Annotated in this window: 12 protein-coding genes and 1 pseudogene; 6 read left to right on the forward strand and 7 right to left on the reverse strand. The window is 64.7% G+C overall.

Annotated elements, in window-relative coordinates:
- Positions 1-315 precede the first annotated feature (315 nt).
- The 4 genes from LC060_RS07595 to LC060_RS07610 all read right to left on the reverse strand — a co-directional run bounded on the left by LC060_RS07595 (position 316) and on the right by LC060_RS07610 (position 4622).
- On the reverse strand, positions 316-1386 hold the full coding sequence (locus LC060_RS07595) for a phosphotransferase (protein WP_226635270.1): 1071 nt from the start codon (positions 1384-1386) through the stop codon (positions 316-318).
- On the reverse strand, positions 1383-2573 hold the full coding sequence (locus LC060_RS07600) for an acyl-CoA dehydrogenase family protein (protein WP_226635272.1): 1191 nt from the start codon (positions 2571-2573) through the stop codon (positions 1383-1385). Before LC060_RS07600 ends, LC060_RS07595 begins: the two co-directional genes overlap by 4 nt.
- A 203-nt stretch (positions 2574-2776) precedes the next feature.
- Entirely contained in the window at positions 2777-3676 is a 900-nt protein-coding gene (locus LC060_RS07605) for an SDR family NAD(P)-dependent oxidoreductase (protein ID WP_226634163.1), read from the reverse strand.
- 10 nt (positions 3677-3686) lie between these two features.
- The gene (locus LC060_RS07610; protein ID WP_226634164.1) at positions 3687-4622 is read right to left on the reverse strand and encodes an SDR family NAD(P)-dependent oxidoreductase; all 936 of its coding nucleotides are present in this window, start codon (positions 4620-4622) and stop codon (positions 3687-3689) included.
- Between the two features lie 157 nt (positions 4623-4779).
- Here LC060_RS07610 and LC060_RS07615 point away from each other — a divergent pair, with 157 nt between their 5' ends.
- The 5 genes from LC060_RS07615 to LC060_RS07635 all read left to right on the forward strand — a co-directional run bounded on the left by LC060_RS07615 (position 4780) and on the right by LC060_RS07635 (position 11263).
- The gene (locus LC060_RS07615) at positions 4780-6207 is read left to right on the forward strand and encodes an MFS transporter (protein ID WP_226634166.1); all 1428 of its coding nucleotides are present in this window, start codon (positions 4780-4782) and stop codon (positions 6205-6207) included.
- 48 nt (positions 6208-6255) lie between these two features.
- A complete protein-coding gene (locus tag LC060_RS07620) occupies positions 6256-7020 on the forward strand; it encodes a nuclear transport factor 2 family protein (protein ID WP_226634168.1) in 765 nt (254 codons plus the stop codon).
- Positions 7021-7138: 118 nt separating this feature from the next.
- Entirely contained in the window at positions 7139-8569 is a 1431-nt protein-coding gene (locus LC060_RS07625; RefSeq protein ID WP_226634170.1) for an NAD-dependent succinate-semialdehyde dehydrogenase, read from the forward strand.
- 7 nt (positions 8570-8576) lie between these two features.
- A complete protein-coding gene (locus LC060_RS07630; RefSeq protein ID WP_226634172.1) occupies positions 8577-9632 on the forward strand; it encodes an amidohydrolase family protein in 1056 nt (351 codons plus the stop codon).
- Entirely contained in the window at positions 9617-11263 is a 1647-nt protein-coding gene (locus LC060_RS07635) for an MFS transporter (RefSeq protein ID WP_226634174.1), read from the forward strand. The genes LC060_RS07630 and LC060_RS07635 overlap by 16 nt, the downstream gene beginning before the upstream one ends.
- Before the next feature lie 273 nt (positions 11264-11536).
- On the opposite strand, the pseudogene LC060_RS21120 reads toward LC060_RS07635, so the two are convergent.
- From LC060_RS21120 to LC060_RS07645, 3 genes and pseudogenes are all read right to left on the reverse strand, one after another.
- Positions 11537-11636 (reverse strand): annotated as a pseudogene (locus LC060_RS21120) (IS5/IS1182 family transposase); the annotation flags it as partial.
- An 88-nt stretch (positions 11637-11724) separates the two neighbouring features.
- Positions 11725-12225 (reverse strand): hypothetical protein, encoded by a 501-nt coding sequence (locus LC060_RS07640; RefSeq protein WP_226634175.1) that lies wholly within the window; start codon positions 12223-12225, stop codon positions 11725-11727.
- 384 nt (positions 12226-12609) lie between these two features.
- Positions 12610-14079: a carotenoid oxygenase family protein gene (locus LC060_RS07645; RefSeq protein WP_226634177.1), complete on the reverse strand. Its 1470-nt coding sequence runs from the start codon at positions 14077-14079 to the stop codon at positions 12610-12612.
- 175 nt (positions 14080-14254) lie between these two features.
- On the opposite strand from LC060_RS07645, the gene LC060_RS07650 reads away from it, so the two are divergent.
- Positions 14255-14668 carry a MarR family winged helix-turn-helix transcriptional regulator gene (locus LC060_RS07650; RefSeq protein WP_226634179.1) on the forward strand — a complete coding sequence of 138 codons (414 nt, stop codon included), beginning with the start codon at positions 14255-14257 and terminating at the stop codon, positions 14666-14668.
- Positions 14669-14673: the final 5 nt, after the last annotated feature.

A 14673-nucleotide genomic window follows, 5' to 3' on the forward strand; every position in this document is an offset into this window, starting at 1 on the left:
GAAGATGCGAGCTCCCATTTCAAATGGGTCGGTAACTGGAACTGGTGATTCGCGAATCACGCCTCCAAGATCGTTCGATTCCGGCTTTCGGAATAGAACCCGGATAAAAATAAAATTTGATGGTTTGAACGATGGACGACTTCACCCGACTGCCTGTTTTACGCAGTCATGAAAGACACTTACGACACCAATTCGATTCCGGCTCGGCCTCCACTACAGTCGTACGAATGTTCGACCGACTTCGGTCCTGTGGCCCCCCTCTAGATCTTCGGCATGATCAGCGCTGGTGCATTGCCCGATGCTCTCGCCCGCGCGTCAGGCGCGCTCCATCGCGTCGCACGCCAGGCGGGCCAGGCGCGGGAAGGCCTCTGCGCGGGAAAGCGCCTGCGCGTTCGCGGCCGTGCCGCGCAGCACCCGGCCCTTGATGCCGTGGAAGATCGCGGCGAGCCGGAAAAGCTGGAAGGTCATGTAGAAATCCCAGTCGGGAATCGCCTCGCGCCCCACGCGCGCGCAATAGGCCGCGACGAAGCTCGCCTCGTTAGGAATGCCGAGTGCGGCAAGGTCCGCGCCCTTGAGGCCCGCCACGATGTCGGGCGGCATGCGGTACATCATCGCGGCATAGGCGAAGTCGGCCAGCGGATGGCCGAGCGTCGAGAGCTCCCAGTCGAGCACCGCGATCACGCGCGGCTCGGTGGGATGGAAGATCAGGTTGTCGCAGCGGAAATCGCCGTGGACGAGGCGCGTTTCGTCGTCCTCGGGGATGTTCGCAGGCAGCCACTGGGCCAGCCGGTCCATGTCCGCGTTGCGCCCCGCGGCCGTATCGGCGCGATACTGTTTCGACCAGCGCCCTATCTGGCGTGCGAAGTAATTGCCGGGCTTGCCGTAGTCGCAGAGCCCCAGCCGCGCGTAATCGAGCTGGTGCAGTCCGGCGAGGACCTGGTTCATCGCATCGAAATAGGCAGCCCGCTCGGCGCGCGGCACATCGGGGAACGTCGCGTCCCAGAAGATGCGCCCCTCGACCATGTCCATCACGAAGAACCAGGTGCCGATGACCGCATCGTCGGTGCAGATGGCGTGAACCTGTGGAACCGGAAAGCCGGTAGACCCGAGCGCGGCCATCACGCGCGCCTCGCGCTCGATGGCATGAGCGCCCTTCAGCAGCTGTCCGGGAGGCTTGCGACGCAGCACATAGCGCGCGCCCGGCGTCGTCAGCAGGTAGGTCGGATTGGACTGTCCGCCGCGAAACTGCACGGCCGACAGAGGTCCGGCATAGCCCGCGACATGCCCGCGCATCCAGGCATCGAGCCGGTCGAGGTCGATCTCGTAGCCCTCGCGCACCGGGGTGGTCCCGCTGTTGGCCGCGGCGATCGTCTCGCTCCCGCTCATGCCTGCGCCTCGTGCCACGCGCGCTTGATCCTTCGGGCAAGCGACCACTTGTGGACCTCGGTCGGGCCATCGTAGATGCGAAAGGCGCGCACCTCGCGGAAAATCTGTTCCACCACGCTCGTGCCCGCAACGCCGCTCCCGCCCATGACCTGGACGCAATTGTCGGCAATGCGCATGAGCGCCTCGGACACCGCGACCTTGGTCATCGAGCTTTCCTCGGTGCCCTGCCCGCCCTCGTCGAGAACGCGCGCGCACCATTCGATCATCAGCTGCGCCTGTGTAAGCTCGATGCGGTTCTGCGCGAGGAGGAATCCCACGCCCTCGTGGTCGATCAGGGTCTTGCCGAAGGCCTCGCGGCGGCAGGCGTAATCGGTCGCGATCTCCTGCGCGCGGATGCAGGCGCCCAGCCAGCGCATGCAGTGCGAGAGACGCGCAGGCGCGAGGCGCACCTGTGCGTAGCGAAAGCCCTCCCCCGCCTCGCCCAGCATCTGGTCGGCGGGCACGCGCAGGTTCGTGATTTCGACCGTGGCGTGCCCGCCGGGCATCGAGGTGTCGAGGGTGTTGGGGACATCGAGAATGCGGATCGCCGGATCGGGCAGGTCGACAAGGAACATGCAAGCCCCGCCCGCGCTCTGCGGATCCTGCGAGCGGGCCATAACGATGCCCACGCGCGCGCCCACGGCGCCCGTGATGAAGGCCTTGCGCCCCTCGATGATCCAGTCTTCGCCCTCCTTGCGGCAGGTCGTCTTCATCATCATCGGGTCCGAGCCCGCGCCGCCCCAGTCGGCCGGCTCGGTCATGAAGAAGGCGCTGCGCACCGCGCCGGTCAGGAGGGGAGCAAGGAAGCGTTCCTTGAGATGCGGCGCGGCGACATGGCCAAGGAGGTACATGTTGCCCTCGTCCGGGGCCATCGTGTTGAGCGCAATGGGTCCGAGCGGCGAAAGCCCGGAGCGGATCAGGACGTGCGCGGTATCCACCTGCGAGAGGTGGCGGCCATCGGGAAGGATGTGCGGGGTCATCAGCCCCTGCGCGCGGGCAAGATCGCGCAGCTCGGCGACCAGTTCCTCGCTCGGCGCGCCATGGTGGTCGCGGCGCGGGTCGCGCTCGTAGGGGATCACCTCTTCGCGCACGAAGGCCTCCACCCTCGCGCCGATGTCCAGGGCCCTATCGCCCACCGTGCTTGCCATCATCCGCATCCCCATCCGCCTGGCCTTTACGCCCGGTTGCTCCTGTGAGCTGTACCGTCAGGGCCGGACAGGGTTCCACTGTCAGATCGGATAGGGTCTGGCCGTGTCGTCGCCGTCGCCGTCGCCGTCGCCCCATACGCAAACGGGCCGCGCAGATTGCCCTGCGCGGCCCGCGTTTCGTTTCTCGCAAGGGTGCCGAAGGCTCAGAGCGCGTTGGCGGCCTCGCGCGCCTTCTTGTAGCTGGCGCGCCGGCCCGCCTCGATCTGGAGACGGTCGGCGAGGCCCGGGTCTTCGGGGTACTCGCGGAAATCGGCGAGGACTTCGTCGAAGACTTCGGCCAGCTCGTCTTTGAACTCGGGGTGGGAGAAGATGTAGAACCGGTTCTCCTGGATCGCTTCCAGCGTGCGCGCGGCGATCACCTCGGGTTCCATCCCCGCCTCGTGCAGCTTTTCCAGGTTGCTCACGAATTCGGTGTTCACCTCTTTCGCGCCCGCCTTGAGCGCTTCGGGCCGGATCGCGTCACTGGCGTAGATCTGGCTCTTCACCAGTCCCGGGCAGAGCATCGAGACACCGATCCCATGCGCGGCAAGGCTGTAGCGCAGGGATTCGCTAAGGCCCCGGACCGCGAACTTGGTCGTGTTGTAGATGCCCGGCGCGCCGTTGCACAGGAACGCGGCCATCGAGGCGGTGTTGCACACGTGTCCGCCCAGGCCCCGCTCCTTCATGCGCGGAACGAAGGTCGTCACCCCGTTGATGACGCCGTGCAGGTTGACGCCCAGGAGCCAGTCCCAGTCATCGTACGAACTGTCGTCGATGGTCTGAAAAAGGTTCACGCCGGCGTTGTTGAAGAGGAGGCTGACCGGGCCAAGTTCGGCCTCTACCCGGTCGGCCGCCTGCGCAAAACTTTCGCGCGAGGCGACATCGAGCGGCACGCCTATCACGTGCTGGTTCTCCAGCAGCTTGAGCGCAGCCTCGATCGAGTCCTCGCGCACGTCGGCGATGGCCACCTTGCACCCTTCGGCGAGGAGGGCGCGGGCAAGGCCCAGGCCCACCCCGTTCGCCCCGCCCGTCACGAAGGCCGTGCGGCCCGCAAGCTGTGTCATGCCCGCCCCCTTACGCGACGCCGGTTTCGGACATCTGCGCCGCGCGCAGGGCCTTCTGCCGGTCGATCTCCTGGGTGATCGCCGAGTTGCGGAAGAGCACGCCAAAGGTGTTCTTGTACTCCTCGTTCTCAGGGAGCTGGACCTGCACCGCCGCGGTGGTCGCCTCGCCGCGCTCCTGCACGCCGATCAGGAATTCGGCGTGGGTGAGGATGTAGAGTTCATCGTTGAGGATGCCCGTCAGCACGCGCTCACCGACCTCTTCCTTGGTCTGGTAGAGGTGGAAGAAGCTGCCGCCCGCCTGGCGGCCCTTGTCGGCCTCGGCGTAGCCGGTCTCGGACAGCTCGTCGGGACGGGTGCGCCCGGCTTCGGCAATGTTCGACTGCACCGCGCCCGGGCAGAAGGCCGAGCACACGATGCCGCGCGATTCCAGTTCGGGGCGCATGCATTCCATCATCGAGGTGACAGCCGCCTTGCCCGAGGAATAGATCGTGGTGCCGGGCGCCGGTACGAGCGCGGACATCGAGGCGGTGTTGACGATGTGCCCGCCCTCACCGTGCTTGAGCATACGCGGCAGCATGGTGACGATGCCATTGATGGTGCCGCCCACGTTCACGCCCATGACCCAGTCCCAGTCGGCAAACGTCGCCATGTCGGTGGGGCCGACAACCGCGACCCCTGCGTTGTTGCACAGGATATGGATCTTGCCGAACTTGGCTTCGGTGGCATCGGCAGCCGCGGCAAAGGCGTCGCGGTCGGTCACGTCGAGCTGGAGCGCGAGCACCTTGTCGCCGCCGTCCAGTTCGGCCGCGGCTTCATCGAGATGGTCCTGGCGAATGTCGGCAATGGCAACGTTCATGCCCGCCCCCAGCAGGGCCTTGGCGATACCCAGGCCAATCCCGCTGGCGCCGCCCGTCACAAAGGCGGTCTTCCCCGGTAGATCCTGCATAGTTCCTCACTCCTCTCCGTCGATTTTTCAAACTTTTTCGGCCTTGAACCGAATCTCCTGTCTTTTTTTCACGAACAAGAGATTGTATGCAAGGCCAACAATAACGAATGGGAACGACCTGACAAGGCGTCCTGAGAGAGATGGGAAGAGAGACGCGATGGCAGTAGCGAGTGCCGGTATCGAGCCGTTCGAGCCTGCGGGCAGCGAAGCGCAAGGGGCCGCCGGTCAGGATGGCGCCGAATCGCGCGAATGGCCCAAGCCCTCCAGCGCCTACTGGGCGCTGGCCGTGATTGTCCTGGCGACCTTTCTCACCTTCTTTGACCAGGTCGTGTTCGGGATGATGGCCGAGCGGATCAAGGCCGACTTCGGGCTGACCGATTCGCAGCTGGGCTTCCTCGCGGGGCCCGCCAGCATCATCTGCTACCTCTTCGTCGGCATCCCGCTCGCCCGCCTCGCCGACATCTGGCCGCGCAAGTACGTGCTTTCCGGCGGCGTCGCGGTGATCGGCCTTGTCACCATCGCGGGCGGCATCGCGCAGAACTTCATCCAGTTCGTGGGCAGCCGCGTGTTCCTCGCCGCAGGGGGCTCGGCGCACGCGCCTGCCTCCTATTCGCTGCTCGCGGACATGTTCCCGCCCAAGAAGATCACCCGCGCCTTTGCCATCCTGCAACTGGGCTTCATTGGCGGATCGACGCTCGGGCCCCTGCTCGGCGGCCAGCTGATCGCGATGACTTCGCACTGGGAGCCGACCGTCTGGGGCTCGTTCCGTATCTATTCCTGGCAGTGGATCCTGATCTGGACCGGCCTTCCCGCCTTCCTCTTCGCGCTGCTGTTCCTGACCGTGAAGGAGCCGGGGCGCCTGATCATTCCGGGCATGATGAACACCGTGCCGGAAAACGCCTCGCTCTCGCGCCGCATCCTCACCTTTACCGGCCTCGACGCGGCCAAGGCGATCCACGCCAACCGCAAGGTTTACTACCCCCTGTTCTTCGGCCTCGCGCTGAGCGCGATCGAGACCTTTGGCCTTTCCTTCTGGCGCGTGCCCTTCATGATCCGCACCTACGGCTGGAGCGAGGCGCAGATCGGCGCGGTCATCGGCGGCATGACGCTCGTCGCCTCGCTGCTGGGCCTGGTTCTGGGCGGCACCTTCGTCGAGTGGCTGGCCAAGCGCCGCAAGGACGCCAACGTCTTTGCCGCCACGATCTGCTTTGCGGTCGTCACCGTGTGCTCGATCCTCTCGCCGCTCATGCCCAACGGCTATGCGGCGCTGGGCGTCGCCTCGTTCGGCGCGATGTTCGGGATTGCGGGCGCCGTGCCGCAGAACGCGGCGATCCAGCGCGTTGCGCCCAACGCCATGCGCGGGCAGGTCACCGCGATCTACCTGTTCATGTTCACCTTCTTTGGCGCGATGGGCAGCTTCGTGATCGGCCTTGTCGCCCAATACGTCGTCGCCGACCCGGCCAAGCTGTGGCTGGCGCTGGAGATCACCGCGCTCGCCCTGCTGCCGCTCGCCACTTTCTGCATCTACCGGGCAATCCGCCCCTACCGCGAGGAGATCGAGCGTCTCGAAGCGCTGGGCCTGTGAGCCTGCCCCCAACCCGACAACAATAATCCCAGGAGAGAGGAACCCCATATGACCGACACCGCCCGCATCGAGGCCCTGGAAAACCAGGTCGCGGATCTCGCCCGCCGTCTGACCGTGCGCGAGGACGAGCTGGACGTGCGCAAGCTGCAGCACCTTTACGGCTATCTCATCGACAAGTGCATGTACAACGAGACCGTCGACCTGTTCACCGACGATGCCGAAGTGCGCTTCTTTGGCGGCGTGTGGAAGGGCAAGGAAGGCGCGCGCCGCCTTTACGTCGAGCGTTTCCAGAAGCGCTTCACCCACGGCAACAACGGTCCGATCGACGGCTTCCTGCTCGACCATCCGCAGCTCCAGGACATCATCACCATCGAGCCCGACGGCGTCACCGCGCATGCCCGCGCGCGCTCGATGATGCAGGCCGGGCGCCACAAGGATTACCTCACCCCCGACAACCCGATGATGGCCAACCCGCGCCAGTGGTGGGAAGGCGGCATTTACGAGAACACCTACAAGAAGGTGGACGGGGTCTGGCGCATCCACGTGCTCAACTACTTCCCGCACTGGCACGCCGATTTCGACAAGGGCTGGGCCTATACCGAGGCCGAATACGTGCCCTTCCCCAAGGTGCTCTACCCCGAGGACCCGAGCGGCCCCGACGCGCTGATCGAGGACCACTGGCTCTGGCCCACCCACAAGCTGCTGCCCTTCCACATGCCCCACCCTGTGACCGGCAAGGAAATGGTAGCCGAGCGCTGGCAGGGCGACATCGACCGCGCCAAGGCCAAGGCAGACGCCCAGGCGGCCGAATAGGCCCGCCTGCGCCCTGACGGCAGGGCTCCCTCGCGCCGCTTCGAACCCCTCTGGCGCGAGAGGGCCCTGCCTGATGGCATCTTCCACGTCCCCGATCCCTCCAGCCGCGCGGTGAGGCATGAGCGAATACCCTGAACTGTACCTGATGATCGACGGTGAGCGCCTCTCCGGCGCCGACCGCATGACCCACGATGTCCTGAACCCGGCGACCGGCGAGACCATCGGCAAGCTGCCGCTCGCGACCAGCGCGGACCTCGACCGCGCCTTGGACGCGGCGGCGCGCGGCTTTGCCACCTGGCGCAAGTCGACGCCCCAGGAACGCGCGAACGTGCTCAACGGCGCGGCGCGCCTGATGCGCGAGCGCATGGAGGACATCGCGCGCATCGCCGTCCTCGAACAGGGCAAGACCCTTACCGAAGCGCGCATCGAGGTCGGCATGAACATAGGCCTTTTCGAGTTCTATGCAGGCGAGGTCTTTCGCATCTACGGCCGTACGCTGGTGCGCCCCGAAGGCATGCGCTCAACCGTGGTGCACGAGCCCGTCGGTCCGGTTGCCGCCTTTGCGCCCTGGAACTTCCCCATCGGCAATCCGGGCCGCAAGCTGGGCGCGCCGGTCGCAGCGGGCTGTTCGGTGATCATGAAGGCGGCCGAGGAAACCCCGGCAAGCGCGCTTGCCGTGCTGCAGTGTCTCCATGACGCCGGGCTCCCGACCGACGTCGCGCAGGCCGTCTTCGGCGTGCCCGACGAGGTCTCGCGCCACCTGCTGGCCAGCCCCGTCATCCGCAAGCTCTCGTTCACCGGCTCCACCGTGGTCGGGCGCCAGCTCGCCAAGCTCGCGGCGGAGGATTTCAAGCGCACGACGATGGAACTGGGCGGTCACGGCCCCGTGCTCGTCTTTGCCGATGCCGACATCGAGCGCGTGCTCGACACCGCCGTCCCGCAGAAGTTCCGCAACGGCGGGCAGGTCTGCGTCAGCCCCACCCGCTTCATTGTCGAAGCGCCGGTCTACGAGGCCTTCCGCGAAGGCTTTGCAAGCCGCGCGGCGGCCTTGCGGATCGGCCCCGGGCTCGCCCCGGAAAGCCAGATGGGCCCGCTTGCCAACCCGCGCCGGGTGGAGGCCATCGACGCGCTCATCCACGAGGCGGTGGACGCGGGCGCGCGCCTCCACACCGGCGGCGAGCGGCTGGGCAACCAGGGTTTCTTCTACCAGCCCACGGTCCTCTCCGACGTGCCGCAGACCGCGCGCATCATGAACGAGGAACCGTTCGGCCCGGTCGCGCTCCTCAACCGTTTCGAGAGCGAGGAGGCGATGATCGCCGAGGCCAACCGCCTGCCCTACGGCCTTGCCGCCTACGCCTGGACATCGAACGCCGCGCGCCAGAAGCGCCTGTCGAGCGCCATCGAGGCGGGCATGGTCGGCATCAACACACCCATGATCGGGGGCGCGGACAGCCCCTTCGGCGGGGTCAAATGGTCAGGCCACGGGCACGAGGACGGGCCCGAAGGCATCATGGCCTGCCTCGTCACCAAGGCTGTACACGAAGGATAAGAAAAATATGACGGGAGAGCTCAAGACCGGCGGTGACAAGGGCTACCTTCGCATCGCCACCGAAGAGGCCTTCGCCACGCGCGAGCAGATCGACATCTACCTGCGCATGGTCAAGGACGGCAGCGCCGACAAGGGCATGGTCTCGCTCTGGGGCTTCTACGCCCAGAGCCCGAGCGAGCGAGCAATGACCATCATCGAGCGCCTGCTGGATCTGGGCGAGCGGCGCCTCGCCGACATGGACGCCTACGGCATCGACAAGGCGATCCTCGCGCTCACCTCGCCCGGCGTGCAGCCGCTCCTCGACCTGAACGAGGCCAAAGGCATCGCGCTCAGCGCCAACGATTACCTCGCCGAGCGCTGCCAGGCCCACCCCGAGCGCTTCATCGGCATGACCGCCGTCGCCCCGCAGGACCCGGAGTGGTCCGCTGCGGAAATCCGGCGCGGCGCGAAGGAGCTGGGCTTCAAGGGCGTGCAGATCAACAGCCACACCCAGGGCGAATACCTGGATGCGGCCAAGTTCGATCCGATCTTCCGCGCCCTCGCCGATGTCGGCCAGCCGCTCTACATCCACCCCTCGACCCCGCCCGATGCGATGATCGGCCCCATGCTCGAGGCCGGGCTCGACGGCGCGATCTTCGGCTTCGGGGTGGAGACGGGGATGCACCTCCTGCGCCTCATCACCAGCGGCATCTTCGACCGCTATCCCGACCTTCAGATCATGGTCGGGCACATGGGCGAGGCGCTGCCCTACTGGCTCTACCGGCTCGACTACATGCACCAGGCGGGCGTGCGCTCGAACCGCTACGAATGCATGAAGCCCCTGAAGAAGACGATTGCCGAGTATTTCCGCAGCAATGTCCTCGTCACCAATTCGGGCATGGCCTGGGAGCCTGCCGTGAAGTTCGCACAGCAGGTCATGGGGAGCGACCGGGTGATGTACGCCATGGACTACCCCTATGAAGTCGTCGCGCAAGAGGTCCACGCCATGGACGCAATGGACATGCCCTTCGACACCAAGCGCCAGTTCTTCCAGACCAACGCTGAAAAATGGTTCAACCTGTGAAGGCCGACGTCACCCCAAGTGCCCCGCCGCCCACCAGCGACGACAGGATCGGCAAGACCGGCTGGCGCATCCTGACGCTGATCTGCGCGGCCCAGGCGATGAGCCTGCTCGACCGCCAGATCCTCTCGATCCTTGCCAGCGACATCCGCGCCGATCTGAACATCGGCGATGCCGAACTGGGCCTTCTCTACGGCACCGTCTTTGCGCTCTTCTACGCGCTCTTCTCGCTCCCGCTGGGACGGCTCGCCGATGGCTGGATCCGCACGAAACTGCTCGCGATCTGCATTGCGATCTGGTCGGTCTCGACGCTGATGGCGGCCTTTGCCTCGGGCTTTGCGCTCCTGGCTCTCTCGCGCCTGGGCGTCGGGATCGGCGAGGCCGCCGCCCAGCCGACCGGCAACAGCCTCATCTTCGATGTCATCCCCAAGGGACGGCGCAGCTTTGCCATGGCGGCCGTCGCCATTGCCATTGCGCTCGGCCTTGGCGCCTCGATGATGCTGGGGGGCATTGCCGCCGACTGGTGGAACCACGCCTTTACCACCGGCGCGCCGCTCGGCCTCTCGGGCTGGCAGTTCGCCTTCGTGGTGGCGGCGCTGCCCGGCTTCATCCTCGTGCTCCTGCTCCTGCGCGAGCCGGAACCCGAACGCGGCAAGAGCGACGGCATCGCCACGAAGAAGGACCCGGCGCCCTTCAAGGCCAGCCTCGCCCTCTTTGCCGCCGTTGCCCCCATCACCAACTGGGCCATGCTGCACAGGCGCGGGGCACCGGCGCGCAGCTGGGTCGCCAACGTCGTGGGCCTTGCCCTGATCGTGGCCGCCTGTACCACGATCGCACAGCTGGCCCAGCATTTCTCGCCGCGCCCCGCCATCGATTTCGGCGTCCTCGCTATCAACCCCCACGTCCTGCAATGGACTGTGGTCGGCTTCGGGGCCTTCGTGATCCTCAACCTGTTCCAGTCGCTGAAGCTCTCCGACCGCCCCGCCCACGCGGCCATAGCCTCGCCCACGCTGCTGCTCCTGATGGGCGCGGGCGCGCTGCAATACGCGATCAACTACGGGGTCATGGGCTTCACGCCCTCGTTCCTCATGCGCAGCTACGGCCTCTCCGCGCGCGAGACCGGGCTCAACTTCGGCCTCCTCTCGGCGGGCCTTGGCATGCTCGGCCCGCTGGTCGCAGGCCCGCTTGCCGACAAGGCCAACCGCTACCTCCCGGGCGCGGGCCGCATCGGCCTCACCCTCGCCTCGCTCGGCCTCTCGCCGCTGCTGGCGATCTGGGTCTACACCGCACCCGAGGCGAGCAGCTTCTACCTGCGCTTCACGCTCTACTCGCTGGTGCTGACGATGTGGATGCCCCCGCTCTACGCGATGATGTACGACCTCGTCCTGCCCCGCATGCGCGGCGTGACCAGCTCGGCCTTCGTGATGATCTCGACGCTGAGCGGCCTTGGCATTGGCCCCTATGCGGTGGGCATGATCAGCGACGCCAACGGCGGGAACCTGGGCTCGGCGATCCTCTCGGTGAACCTCGTTGCCCCGGTTATCGTGGTCTGCCTCATCCTCGCCATGCTCTTTGTAAAACGCGACGAAAACAGCCTCGTCCCCCGCTGCCGCGCCGCCGGGGAGCCGGTCTGACACGCGGCCTTGTGGCGGCTGCGAAGTGCAGAAGATAGGGGAAATTCAAGGGGTCATCACCCCTTGACCCCATACCCGGCAACCGCACCTCGCGCAGCCGGGACCGCGTCAGATCCGCAAGGTAGCCCATCTGGGCAGACAGAAAGCGAAAGAAGGCAGAAGAAGTGAATTCCGAGGGCCATCGCCCTCGGGCTCCCCAAACTGGTCGAACGCAGCCTTGTCTTTCAAGGTTCATCCAAGGTCGAAGGCTTCGGCGGTTCAAACCAAGATCGCGGGATCCAACCAGACCTGCAGCGCCCCTCTGTGCGCGAGCGCTGCGTTATAGGACTTCCAGTTCGTCGTGCGGCAGCGGGGCGCAAGGCGGTTTGCTCATCACCCCCCACGAACCGACTGGATACACGAGCAAGATCACTTGAATTTTTCGGAAAAGCTCATTCTTGTTGCTTCATTCAAATATGACATCATTTTTCAAAAAAGACTGGAACAAACCATACTTTTCCGCTCATTTTGTATTTTACGATGTAGCCCTCCCTGGGGTTCAATGAAATTTTGAAGCATTCAAATGCCATTCTATTTTCCATGTCGTTTGTGAAACACACATCCGATCCATTTATTTGATAGTTTGGACTTGATCTAAATAATCCACCCGGATTATAAATATAGACTTTACCATCCTTACTAAATCTCATATATGGTGGAAAAAATAACCCAAAATTGCGCCCCGGCTTGACGCGCATTGGCGCTTCTTTAATCTTTCTCCTTATCTGCTCTTCGTGCAGAACCTTACCTGAAAGAAAGTATTTTTGATAAGCCCTATTTCTGTCGTCAATTTTTTTGCGGAGCAATTTTTCTCTAGCTGCAGGGCTATTCGAGGGGGCACTAGCTTGCGCATAGATGCCCGTAGGCATTAAGATTGTCGCCATCGCGAAAAATGCGGCTGAGTTGATCTGAATTTTGGTCATGCTCAGGCCCTTCTGCAAGTTCCAGTTTTTGAGCTTTTGCCATGAAAATGGCAACGCCCGCCACCCTCCCCTCCCCTCGGCGCCGGTCGATCTGGTCGACAAAGGAAAGCGAAGCTGGCGGAAGGACGCCGCCTTGGCACAAGCACCCACCCTCTCCGATTCCGGGAGCGCGAGGGCGATGGCCCTCGCATCGGCCTTTTCTTAGCCCTCGCCGCCAGGAGTTTTCCCTTTCCTACAGGTGCCCCCTCGTGCGAAACCGAGGGAATGCCCGTTCTCGCCACGTCCTCGAAACCAGACACCCCGGGAAGGTGACACGGGGGACAGGTGACACCCCCTGAACAGTGTCACCTGTGTCAACCTGGCTGTCACCCGCCCCCGGTGCGGCTAGGCTGCGAGGCCGATGTCCTCAGCATCGACCCAGTTGCCGTGGAGGCCGAAGCGCAGGCGGATCGGGATGTGGACGGTCGCGACGGGGCCCTTGGCGATGTCGAGCGCGTCGAAGATCAGGAGGTCGCTGGTGTGCTCTTCCAGGCGGTTGCAGACCTGAACGATCCAACCGTCGCCTTCCTCGCCCTCGGCGCTGCGGGGCACGAAGCAGGGTTCCTGGAGGCTGGAGACCGGGCCGCACCACCAGTGCTGCTCCTCGCCGGTTTGGAAGTCCTTGAGGAAGAGGCAGTTCATCAGGAGCCCGCCCGCGCTGCCACCGCGCAGCTCGACGGGGCGCTTCATGTCCATTTCGAGGAACCAGCCGTAGCGGGTCTGCTGGCCGGTAAAGCGGTCGTCGATGCGCGGAAATTCGCAGGCCGTCTCACTCAGCTTCGTGACCGCCTCGAAGGCGTCCTCGTTGCTGGCCATGTCCACCGTCCAGTCGGTCGGGTAGCTCATCGCCTCCATGCCGTTGAAGGGCTCGCCGTGGATGTCGGGAAAGAAGGGGAACATGTTGTTCTTCGCCTCGCAGGTCAGGAAGTGGATCTTCGATCCCTCCTGCCAGGCGTTGAGCACGTGGCTGGCAAAGCAGTTGTCGCGGGTGAACCAGCGGATCTCGTCGCCCGAGACGCCTTCGCGGCGCGGGAGAACGCCCAGATGCACGGGCTTCGTCGTGTCGAAGCCGAAGTGCGGCAGGCCCTTCTCGAGCCGCTCCCAGCTGCCGATCGAGGGCACGATATGGATGACGAGGTAGTCCTCGGTGATCGCGAAGTCGTGCATCATGCAGTAGTAGGGGACCTTGAACCAGACCTCGCGGATCAGCTCGCCCTGCGGATTGACTTCGTAGTAGGCGACATCGTCGGTGCACAGCCCCGAGGCGGCGTAGCCGATGGCGACCATGTTGCCGGTGACGGGATCGATCTTGGGGTGGGCGGTGAAGGTCTGGCCCTTCATCGTGCCGCCGAAGGTCTCAAAACCCGTAGTCTCCATCGTCACCGGGTCCATCAGGAGCGCAGGGCTGTCCTCCTTCATCGCCCAGAGCTTGCCCGCGTAGATCCACGCGTTGGTGTTGGCGGTGGAGCGGTACTCGCCTTTGACGGACGGGTCGTCGGTGAGGGGATTGCGGTAGGCACCAAAGAGGGCCTTGCCCGCTTCGTGTTCCAGGTTCCACTTGTCGGTCTTTGCCCAGCGCTGGCGAAAATCGCACTGGCCGTCGTGGATGTGGAAGCGGGTGATCATGCCATCGCCGTTGAACGCGATGTCATCGCCGAGCCGAGGTGGGAACTGCGGATCGGGCTGGACGCGGTAGAATGCGCCGCTCAGGGCTTGGGGTATCGTCCCTTCGTGGGCAAGGTCGGCGATGTCGGCCTCGATGCGCGACGGCGTGTTGAACCCGGTGAAACTCGGGCTGTCGGGGAAATGGGACATATCCTCTCCTGGATCGGCGAATCTCGTGGGTGGATTCGCCCTTGCGATATTGTATGCCTCGCTCACAAATTTATCCAAGTCGCCGCTTGACGCAATGCAGAAATGATCGCAACTAGGGCCTATGAACGCCCCTCTCCCTCTGACTGAAGTGCCCACTTCGGCGAGCATCGATCATGTGCTTGACCTACATCTTCGCCTGGCGCAAGGCGCGGTGCAACGGCGGTTTTCCGACATTTTCAGCGATCTGGGGATCACCCAGACCCAGCTTACCACGATGATCCTGATCCAGGAGAATGCAGGCACCTCGCAGAGCGATATCGGCCGCACGCTGCAGATGGACCGCGCCACGGTGATGGGTATCATCAACCGCCTCGAAGGGCGTGGACTTATCCAGCGCGGCCAGTCGCCGACCGACAAGCGCCGCCAGACGCTCGCCATCACCGAAGCGGGCGCGGCCATGCTCTCTATCGCGCGCGAACGCAGCACCGAACTTGGCAACTGGCTCAAGGAGCGCTTTTCCGATGCCGAGTTCCACATGCTCGCCGCGCTGCTGAAGCGCATCCACGAGGTCGACATCAAGGCCTTCTGAGGCGC

This window comes from Novosphingobium profundi, from assembly GCF_020524485.1.
Taxonomy (GTDB): Bacteria; Pseudomonadota; Alphaproteobacteria; order Sphingomonadales; family Sphingomonadaceae; genus Novosphingobium; species Novosphingobium profundi_A.